This window comes from Cohnella mopanensis (genome assembly GCF_022352055.1).
In the GTDB taxonomy this organism is placed as follows: domain Bacteria; phylum Bacillota; class Bacilli; order Paenibacillales; family Paenibacillaceae; genus Cohnella; species Cohnella mopanensis.
Genome location: NZ_JAKRWM010000008.1, coordinates 308,308 through 318,291, shown reverse-complemented (window position 1 = coordinate 318,291; position 9,984 = coordinate 308,308). Strand labels below are relative to the sequence as shown.

Annotated in this window: 8 protein-coding genes and 2 pseudogenes; 7 read left to right on the top strand and 3 right to left on the bottom strand. The window is 48.8% G+C overall.

Annotated elements, in window-relative coordinates; translation table 11 throughout:
• Positions 1–1,473 (top strand): tRNA (N6-isopentenyl adenosine(37)-C2)-methylthiotransferase MiaB (gene miaB / locus L3D05_RS14520; RefSeq protein ID WP_239616885.1); only part of this gene is annotated, 1,473 nt, incomplete at its 5' end.
• Between the two features lie 37 nt (positions 1,474–1,510).
• The gene (locus tag L3D05_RS14515) at positions 1,511–1,993 is read left to right on the top strand and encodes a YlbF/YmcA family competence regulator (protein ID WP_239616883.1); all 483 of its coding nucleotides are present in this window, start codon (positions 1,511–1,513) and stop codon (positions 1,991–1,993) included.
• 273 nt (positions 1,994–2,266) lie between these two features.
• Here the strand turns inward: L3D05_RS14515 and L3D05_RS14510 are convergent, their stop codons facing one another.
• Together L3D05_RS14510 and L3D05_RS14505 are read right to left on the bottom strand one after the other, a co-directional pair.
• Positions 2,267–2,869: a hypothetical protein gene (locus L3D05_RS14510; RefSeq protein ID WP_239616882.1), complete on the bottom strand. Its 603-nt coding sequence runs from the start codon at positions 2,867–2,869 to the stop codon at positions 2,267–2,269.
• Positions 2,870–3,011: 142 nt separating this feature from the next.
• Positions 3,012–3,650 (bottom strand): biotin transporter BioY, encoded by a 639-nt coding sequence (locus L3D05_RS14505; protein ID WP_239616880.1) that lies wholly within the window; start codon positions 3,648–3,650, stop codon positions 3,012–3,014.
• Between the two features lie 100 nt (positions 3,651–3,750).
• Between L3D05_RS14505 and L3D05_RS14500 the strand changes: the two genes are divergently transcribed.
• Together L3D05_RS14500 and L3D05_RS14495 are read left to right on the top strand one after the other, a co-directional pair.
• Positions 3,751–4,632 carry an energy-coupling factor ABC transporter ATP-binding protein gene (locus L3D05_RS14500; protein ID WP_239616879.1) on the top strand — a complete coding sequence of 294 codons (882 nt, stop codon included), beginning with the start codon at positions 3,751–3,753 and terminating at the stop codon, positions 4,630–4,632.
• Positions 4,604–6,292, top strand: coding sequence for an ATP-binding cassette domain-containing protein (locus L3D05_RS14495; protein WP_239616877.1), 1,689 nt, complete (start codon positions 4,604–4,606; stop codon positions 6,290–6,292). The genes L3D05_RS14500 and L3D05_RS14495 overlap by 29 nt, the downstream gene beginning before the upstream one ends.
• A gap of 48 nt (positions 6,293–6,340) precedes the next feature.
• On the opposite strand, the pseudogene L3D05_RS14490 reads toward L3D05_RS14495, so the two are convergent.
• A pseudogene (locus tag L3D05_RS14490) lies at positions 6,341–7,603 on the bottom strand (MFS transporter); the annotation flags it as partial.
• Positions 7,604–8,178: 575 nt separating this feature from the next.
• On the opposite strand from L3D05_RS14490, the pseudogene L3D05_RS14485 reads away from it, so the two are divergent.
• The 3 genes and pseudogenes from L3D05_RS14485 to L3D05_RS14475 all read left to right on the top strand — a co-directional run bounded on the left by L3D05_RS14485 (position 8,179) and on the right by L3D05_RS14475 (position 9,895).
• Positions 8,179–8,619 (top strand): annotated as a pseudogene (locus tag L3D05_RS14485) (tyrosine-type recombinase/integrase).
• A gap of 239 nt (positions 8,620–8,858) precedes the next feature.
• Entirely contained in the window at positions 8,859–9,233 is a 375-nt protein-coding gene (locus tag L3D05_RS14480; protein ID WP_239616874.1) for a hypothetical protein, read from the top strand.
• 260 nt (positions 9,234–9,493) lie between these two features.
• Complete coding sequence (locus L3D05_RS14475) at positions 9,494–9,895, top strand: hypothetical protein (RefSeq protein WP_239616873.1); 402 nt, start codon at positions 9,494–9,496, stop codon at positions 9,893–9,895.
• Positions 9,896–9,984: the final 89 nt, after the last annotated feature.

Here is a 9,984-nt window from a genome sequence, read left to right as displayed (position 1 = left end):
CTGAACGGACGGGATATCCATATCGTCTCCGAGCCGGACTATCGGCAAGAGAAGCAACGGGGCAAAGAAGAAATTCAAGTCCATTATGAGAATGCCGTTCCGGACGAGCTGAGGAACCTCGGATTAGGGAAAAAATATTTGATTCAAACGTACGGCTGCCAGATGAACGAGCATGACACCGAGGTAATGCGCGGTTTATTCGAAGAAATGGGTTACGTGTCGACGGATAATCGCATGGAAGCCGACGTCGTGCTCTTCAATACTTGCGCGGTTCGCGAGAACGCGGAGGATAAAGTGTTCGGCGAGCTCGGGCATATGAAGGTTCTGAAGCAGCAACGTCCCGAGGTTATTCTCGGGGTGTGCGGTTGCATGTCGCAAGAAGCCTCGGTCGTTAACCGGATCATGCAGAAGCATGCGCACGTCGATATGATTTTCGGCACGCACAACATTCATCGTCTGCCCTATTTGCTTCAGGATGCGCATTTCGGTAAAGAGATGGTCATCGAGGTGTGGTCCAAGGAAGGCGACATTATCGAGAATTTGCCTAAGAAACGCACCGAAGGGCTGCGCGCTTGGGTGAATATTATGTATGGTTGCGATAAATTTTGCACGTATTGCATCGTTCCTTATACGAGAGGCAAGGAGCGCAGCCGTCTGCCGGAGGACGTCATCGCGGAAGTTCGCGAATTGGCGCGGCAAGGCTTCAAGGAAGTCACTCTGCTAGGCCAGAACGTGAACGCTTACGGCAAAGATTTCGTGGACCGATCTTATCGCTTCGGGGATTTAATGGACGACATGAGGAAGATCGATATTCCTCGTATTCGATTTACGACTTCCCATCCGCGGGATTTCGACGATCATCTGATCGAGGTGATGGCGAAGGGCGGGAATCTCGTCGAGCACATTCATCTGCCGGTACAATCCGGAAGCACGGAAGTATTGAAGCGGATGAGTCGGAAATACTCGCGCGATCGTTACCTGGAGCTGGCGAGTCGGATCCGCAAGGAAATTCCGAACGCGGTTCTCACGACGGACGTCATCGTCGGATTTCCCGGGGAGACGGAAGAGCAGTTCGAAGAGACGCTGACGCTTATGCGCGAAGCGGGAATTACTTCGGCTTACACGTATATTTATTCTCCGAGAGAAGGAACGCCGGCTTACGAAATGGCCGACGACGTTCCGACCGAAGTGAAGAAACAACGTCTAGCTCGCCTGAATGAATTGATCGGAGAACTGTCCCTTGAGCATCATAATGAGCTAGTCGGGCAACAGTTCGAGGTATTGGTGGAAGGCGAGAGCAAGAACAAATCCAACGTGTTATCCGGGCGTACCCGCTCTAATAAGCTCATTCATTTTGAAGGCAAACCGGAATGGATCGGGCAGTTCTTACAGGTAAGAGTGACAGCAGCCCAAACGTGGTACGTCAAAGCGGAAGCGATTAGCGAGCCGGCGATAGTGGGATATGCCGGGTAAGGTTGAGTAGAACAATCGATCGGGAGGAAAATAGACAATGTCAGCACATGCACATGATCACGACCATGATCACGATCACGAACACGGAGAAGGATGCTCGATCCCTAAGTTCGATAACCGGGAATTGATCGTCCGCGAAGATATTCTTGCAAGAGCTAAGGAATTGGCTGAACTGATCACGACGACCGAAGAGGTTGAGTTATACCAACGCTCCGAGAAGCTCATCCAGAATCATGAGAAGGTTCAAGGGCTGATCACGACGATCAAGAAAAAGCAGAAGGAACTCGTAGCGTTCCAGAACACGTTCAAAAATCCGGCTATGGTCGAGAAGATCGAAGCGGAAATTGATTCTATCCAAGACGAACTGGATAATATCCCGATCGTTCAGCAGTTCCAACAAAGCCAAGTGGACGTGAATTATTTGCTGCAGTCTATCGTATCGATCATTCGCGACTCGGTAGCCGATAAGATCGACGTGGAAGCGGCGAAACCGGCTGAAGATCCGGAAGAGTGCGATTGACTTGAATTTGTTCAAGGATCAGCGAAGCGGGTATGCTTACGAAGTTGAATAAGGCGTGCAAATAGTTGACACCCTACAGTCGGAAGGGATTAAACCTTGAATGCTGAAGGGGGACATCTTCATGACGGAAGGCATTCCGAACTCGCAGACTCGAGCTCCGAAGTCTAACGATCCGAAGAAGCAGGGTCGATCGGCCGCCAAGAAAAAATCGAAGTAAGAACAAAGGGCCACGCAAATCGCGTGGTCCTTCGTGCGAGATCGGGCAAATAACGATTAACGAAGGGGAGCGGAACTGAGCGTTAAAGTTAAGTTCCTTTGATCGAATTGAAGCAGGTGAAGCTGATTCGCGTGGAGCTTCCATTTTTGCAGCCAATACGAGGGCATCCGAAGTCGATCGTCCGATAAATTCGCGGGAACTTGCAAGCGTAATCGGGTGATGTTCTTCCCGTTCCGCACATTAATGAGGGTTCCTTGACGTTCGGGAATGCCCAAACGAGATAGCAGTTCATATCCTACCGATATCGTATCGGAACCGATCGCGCTCGACATTATCGTAGCGGTTGTCTCGCTAATAGGTTCGGGTTTAATCGTAAGCGTCTGATCCCATGCTTGATAAGTAAGGGAGTATCTGCGCAATGCAGTGAGCTGAAACCGGCGAGCCAATGCATAATTCATCTCCATAAAATCGGCAAAGCATTCCCGGCCTTCCAATAACTGAAGCTGAATGGCTTGCTTGATATTGCCTCTTCTCAAGATGATCGTCTTATTGAAGGGGATGGCAAGCAATTCAGAAGCCGAATCCGAGCAATTCAGAGTGAGAACGACGGTGTGAATAGGGAGCTTGGCAATGAACAAATCAAGTCGACCGCTTGCCATAGGATTAGGACACTCTCCTTCAAGGCACATAAAACTTGAGAATCCTTCTACTATATGCGTGGCAAAATGAGCCTGTTTGTATCTTCGTCCTACACAATAAAAAAGACTCTCTACATAATAGAGAGTCTGATAAACGCTTCATTTACTTGCTATTGAACGGTCGAATGGCGGGGAGTACCGGTTTGAGAGAGAGGATGACGAGCGTTGCGACAATCGCTTTGATGGCATCTCCGGGCAAGTAAGGATACATGCCGGCTCTTAATGCTCCGGTTACGGTATCGTATTTCTCGCTATCTAGCACATGCGCTAGCCAAGGGACTCCCGATACATACAGCAATAAGGATCCGAAGGCAAACAGGGCGAGCAGCAGGAGCAATTGTTGAAGCCGATTAAGCTTCTTGCGTCCCGTGAAAATTCGATCGCTGGCCCAGCCGATTAAGAAAGCGGCGACGGGGAACATCCAGATGAAGCCTCCCGTTGGACCCGTGATTTGGGCTATACCTCCAGAGCCGTTCATGAGGGGAAGTCCGATTGCCGTTAAGGCGACGACGATGAAGATGCTCCAGAAGCCGTACACCGCGCCGAGTAGTCCGCCTGCAAGCATTATTGTGAAGGATTGCAAGGAAATCGGAACCGGAGTAAAGCCTAGATTGATCTTAATAAAACTACCAGCGATGAACAAAGCGCCGAATAAGGCGGTGTAGACCATACCTCTGATCCATTGGCTGTTCGTTCTTGTTCGATGGGTTGCTGAAGGTGAAGTGGATACATCATTGGACATTGTCAGAAAGCCTCCCGAATGTTAACCTGTTATTATGTATGTGGTTAACAATTGAGATTGTAGCACGGGATTGCCCGATTGAAAAGAGGGATTTTGCAAAATGTCGATTCGAGCTGAGGATCCAATCGTGCTAGACCACGTATCCGTCATAGATTTGGATGAAATGGGCAACAGCCCGTCTGTTCGTCTTCATGAGGTGAGCCTGGCGCTTGCGGCGGGCGAATGGCTAAATGTTGTCGGCGTGAACGGCTGCGGGAAGTCGACGCTTGCTAGATTGCTGGCCGGTCTGTTGCCCGCAAACTTATCGGGGGAAATGAGAAGAGGTTTCGCAGGAAACGGCGTGAGTCCGATCGTACTGCAACAGCCGAAAGCGCAGCTATTCGGGGAAACCCCGCGCGAAGAAGTGATCTTCGCCTTGGAATGGAAAGGTATCGTTAAAGAACGGATTGCCGATCTTGCCGAGGATGCCTTAAACAAGGTGGGTTTACTCGCATTGGCGGATGAGCCATGGACTAGATTATCGGGAGGACAGCAGCAGCTTGCGGCATTCGCAGCTTCGATGGCATGCGATCCACTGCTTCTGATTCTAGACGAAGTTACTTCGATGTTGGATGAATCGAATCGCGAGCTCGTCCTAGGGACGGCGCGAAGTTTACATAAGCGGGGAACCGCGATCCTATGGATTACGCAGCGGTTGGATGAGTTGGAGCCTGATGCTCGCGTTGTGGCGATTGAGGGAGGACGGGTTATCTATGATGGGGATTGTCGCGGGTTTCTATATGGCGTTCCCGTACCTGGCGAAACAGAGCTTCCATCATCCCCTTGCCTCAGGTCAGGCCTACGTCTGCCCTACTTGGCATCCATGGCGATAGAGCTTAGAAGACTAGGGAAATGGAAAGATCCGTTGCCGATGACAACGCAGGAGTGGGGAAAGGTGTTGGGTGACGTTGGGGATGCGGAAGCGAAGATCGCAAAGTCATAAGGGTTCGAACGAATTCCTTCAATTGGACGGGATAAGATGGCGGATGGGGGACGGTGATGTTCAAGGCAAGGGCTTGAGGCTTGAGCCGGGGACGATTACCGTACTGCTAGGTCCTAACGGGGCTGGTAAAACGACATTACTAGAGAAAATCGCCGGTTTGCGAGAGCCGGAAAACATACAAGTCCTCTATGGGACGGATTGGCTATGGAAGAAGGGTTCTCTGGGGAGATGGCAGCTTAACGAGGAAGCGCTGCTACAGTACAGTTATTGCAGCCAATCGCCAGAGGACGGTTTGTTCGCCAGAAGCGTAAGGGATGAACTGGATTATTCGTTGAGACCCTACGCTCTATCCGAGCAGGAGCGGGCTGAACGAAGAGATGTCGCCTTAGCGGCAGTAGGTTGGGACTCTTCTTGGGAAACCAGAGATCCGTATTTAATGAGCGGCGGAGAGCGGCGGCGGGCTGCACTCGCTTCCGTATTCGCCACGCCTGCGGCTTGGCTGCTGTTGGATGAACCGACGGCAGGACTGGACGGTTCTGGCCATGAGAGGATTGCGGACCATCTTAAGCAATTGAGAGCGGAAGGCCGAGGAATTGTGCTCGTCTCTCATGATTCCGATTGGGCCATACCTCTAGCAGATCGAATCTTGTTATGGAGTGCGGACGGTTCGGCAAGGTTGTGCGGTCGCGACGAGCTGCTGGCGCATCCCGAATGGTTGGAGCAGACGGGAATGACGATCCCAAATTGGCTGCGGATCGCTCATTTGTTAGGGCAAAGCGGGGTCTCCCCGGAAAAAGGTTGGAATCCGCAACTTGCTGCGGCAGAATGGGACTCTATATCAGGTATGGAGTTCCAGATGGACAAGCGTTCTTCGGGTGCGGAGATAGTAGGAAAGGAAGCTATCAAACGAATCGCTAAGGAAAAAATGCATCGTTTGGCGGGTTTCGACCCAAGGGCGGTGTGGCTAGCTTACTTACTCGTTTCCACGGGTCTCTTTTTCCTGAGGGATTGGGTATCGATGCTTGTCGGAGCTGTGGTGGTGGCAGGATTACTGATTGCCGGTAGAATATCGTTGCGAAAGTGGCAGGGGTTAATCGTCAATTATGCGATATTCTCGATTGTTACTTCGACGATATTCGCTTGGGGAGCAAGCAGCGGGGGAGGCTTCGAATGGGAGGCTTTCGCGGGAACGCTCTTTCCGTTCGCTCGAACGATGTTGATTCTGTTGCTAGGACTTGCGATTCCGCTCGTCATGTCGCCATTATCCCTTCGAAGGTCGCTGGAGCAGCTCACAACGTTCAAAGGAAAAACGCCGCAAGGAATCCAAAGATTCATCCTGACGGTAACGCTTATGATGCGTTTCGTTCCGGTGCTGCTTGAGCTATGGGGACGATTCGCGAAAATCTTCTTGGCACGAGGTAAAACGAGAGCGAGAAATCCCGTCGCCTACGGAAGAAAGCTTCGGGATGTGGCGATTCCATTCTTGCTCGCGTTGTTCAGATTAGGCGACGAGGTCGCTTTGGCGCTGGAAAGCCGTGGAGTCGGCGTTAACCCTCATCCGACCCGCTCGGTCCGACTGAAGTGGCGGATGAGAGATTACGGATTCACGATTGGGGCAATCGTGCTCGCGGTCGGATTGTGGGGCTTTGCACATCGTTAAGGAAGCGGTAAGCTTGTTCGTGCGGTTGAATGGGCGGTGGCTGTTCATTTAGTTGTCTAGCTGTTTGCTAGTCGATACGAATGCGGCGATGATCCCGAGCAATGAACCGAACAGGAAGCCGGCTTTGAGACCGCCGAAGGAATTAAGTCCTCCGGCAATGTAAGGGCCAAGAAACATTCCGAGAGCATAGACGGATTGATAGAGTCCCATAGCCGTCGCCCGTTCGGTAGATGCGAAGTTACGTATGGCTAAGCTGAGCAGAAGCGGGAAATATAGCGCTTGGGCTATCCCGTTCAACATCTGCGTGACGGCAAGCCAGCCAAGATTCGGACTATAAGGAATGGCGGCGGTGAATAAGGCAGCGAGCACGAAACCGATGATCACGACTTTCCTCGTTCCGAAGCGGGGGGCGAGGTATCTACCGGTCCATAGCGAGACGAGCGCATGTGGGACCATGAAGGAGACGACGATTCCCGTTAATTGGGCTTCGCTGGCCCCAAGCTCGATTGCTTGAAGCGGCGTGAAGCCGAACATCGTGATGAACAGGATTCCGTGCGCGAGCAGCGACAGGGTCGATACTTTCCATAGCAGGGGAGAGCGCAGCACTCGATTTACGGTTTGACGGTTTCTTTGGCGATTTGGAGTTTGAATGCCGGCACTACTATTATTCGAATGGGTTGTGGAATCCTTCTTCGGTTCATGGACAAACAGGGCTACAATCATTCCAACTGCCGCTACGCCAATTCCGCAAAGGAAGGCATAATTCCAGCCTCCGACCGATGCTAGCCAACCGCTCGCGCTCATACCGGCAAGTTGCCCGAATACGGTAAGAAAACTGAGCGTCCCCATCGCTTGATGCGTCTGGTTACTCGGGTAATAGGAAGCATACAGAACCGTGAAAGGTACCCATGTCGCCGCGCATAATCCGGCCATCAATCGTCCCGCGAGCGGCCCTCCCCAAGTTCCGGGTAGCATGAAGAAGATACAGCTAATAAGTCCCGCGGCCATTCCCGCAATCAGGAAAGGCTTGCGCCTAGACATCACATCCGAGTACATGCCAAGTGGCAATCGTGTGATGACTTGGGTCAAGCCATAGCTACCAAGAATAAATCCGATCCAGCTCATGGACAGTCCCCGGTCTTGTAAATAAGGGCTAAGGATCGGCACATAGATATACAGAGTAGTCCAGTAAAGAATCGTCGCGGCTGCGAAGATTAAGTGCTTGCGGCTGAACGGTCGAGCTTGGTGCTGTGGTTGTGTCTGCGGTTGCTCGGTTAGAAGAGAGTGAGATCGTTGCTGCTGCATGGTTGTTTGAAAACCTCCTAGGTGAGGGGGGGCTAGTTATCTTTTTCTACTGTAACGGATTATATGGGGATTGGGAAGATTGATGCTATTAATAGTCGGGGGAGAGAAGACTTCAAGCGGATTCCAATGCTAGGATCTATTCAAACTCCGAAAGAATCGCGAGGCTGTTCCATCTATGGATGGGGAGCCTCTTTTTTATTTTCCAGTTTCTAGGTAGAATGAGAGGGTGTGGGTGGATTTATGGCTGGGGAAAAGAAACGAGAGAGAGTTGTTGGTTAAGTTTCCTTATTCCGAGGTCAGCCTCGCTCGGATAGGATAGCCTTCCATTCTTCGGTGGGAGCCAGAGGTACGTGCTTGGATCATTCCCTGTACTATTTTCGCTATTGACCAGCTACATCGCGATATGAACGTATCCGAACTCATTCCCAACTATAGTTACTACATATTACTTCAGAATAGATCGCATTCATATGTGAACCAAGCAATAAGTTCCGTGAAATTTTACATGGAAAAAGGTATGTGGATATACGGGAAGTCATATTGCGTATGTCCGACCTAAGAAGCAAAAGAAACTTCCGAATGTGCTTTCGGTTGGAGAAGTTAAGCGGTTGCTCTCCTCGGTAGACAATAACAAGCATCGAGCTATTTTAATGCTTACTTATTCGTCAGGACTCCGCGTAGGCGAGGTTGTTCGTCTTAGACTGTCGGATATTGATCGTGAGCGCAAGGCGTTACGAATTAGTCAAGGAAAAGGCCGTAAGGATCGCCAAACGCTCTTGTCCGATATCGCTTGCGAAGCTGTTCAAAGTTATGTTAAACAGCAGTAACCAGGAGGAAGCTGGCTACTCCCAGGTCAATCTCCAGGCAACCATTTATCGGAGCGTACCGTTCAGAAGGTTTTCGAGCAGGCAAAGTTGAAAGCACGAATCCTTAAGGATGTCAGCGTTCATTGCCTACGACATTCTTTCGCTACGCATCTGCTAGAAGGAGGTATCGATATCCGCTACATTCAACAGTTGTAAGGACATAAAAACGTGGCAACGACAGAGATTTACACCCATGTCGCCATTAAAGACGTCAGCCGCATTCCCAGCCCTCTTGACTCGATAAATGAGTGAAGGATGATTTGGCTGCTCATGCGTAACTACAGTAACTTCGCTAGATTTATGTGTTTGCGAAGTTCGTGGATATTAAGTTATATGAAATAACCCGAAGAGCTTTTACTGAAGTGCTTTTATTACTTTATTTATAGGATGATTAAATGAAAAGATTAAGTCAAAACCAAATGAATAATTTAATGACTGGAACATCACTTGCGGCAGAACTCGTTTCAGCTCATCCTGATTTCAGAAGTTTTATTAGCACATCTGGCTATTTGAAATGTAAAACAAAAAAAAAATTCATATCACGATCACTAAATAGTGCAGAGAAAGATGATATTTATTTTTATATTAGAAAATATGAAATCAATACAATTTATCTAGACAATGATTGGGATGTTACAGACGATGAAATCGTTAACTCAGTACATTTAATAGACATAAAGGGAATAGAGAACCTGGAAAGACAATTGAAATTAATGATAGATGATTTATCGATTCTCGAAGGGGACTGGAAGTGCGATAATCCGTTATAAGAGAAAACTTGAAGGCTATTCAAGGAGTCAGGTTACTTCATATAACACTATATTCGCGCTGCGGGCCATACGGCCCTTGATCTGCCCGGAGAGTTTTCGAGGAAGTGGACTCAGGCAGATACATCCATTCCCCTAAGATAAGAGCTATCTAAGGGGAATGGACGTTGCGAATACGACAACGTTAGCAGAAATTACCGAAGTTCAAATACAGTAAATCAATCAATTCTCAATTCATATTTTTCGGAAATAGGTGATTACTTTTGAATAAAGAAGACGAGCTTCTTAAACTCTATGGATTAGAGCCGGATATAAGTTATAGAGAGACGCTTCAAAAGCTATTGAATGATGAAATTGACAATGATGATTATAAAGATAATGAATACCTAAAAACGTTATGCATTATGTTGTTCTCAATAGGACAAGTTGAAGACACTCAATTGGTATGGAGAGCAAAGCGGAAGAGTTCTGATGCTGGTATTTATATTGATGTACAGCTTTTATGTGGGGCAGGACTTGAGAGTACTATAGAGTTCCTCGATAACTTAAATAATGATATTGCTAAAGAACAAATAGAATACCTTAAAAAGTGTGAAGAAACTGATTTTAAAGACTTTTCAAAGACTGAAGTAATTAATAACTACAAACAATATTATGGAATATAGATAAGTAAATTAATAATGACACTTGATGCGTATTCAAGGATGTCGGTAACATCTGCTAACACCATATTCGCGCTGCGGGCCATTCGGTC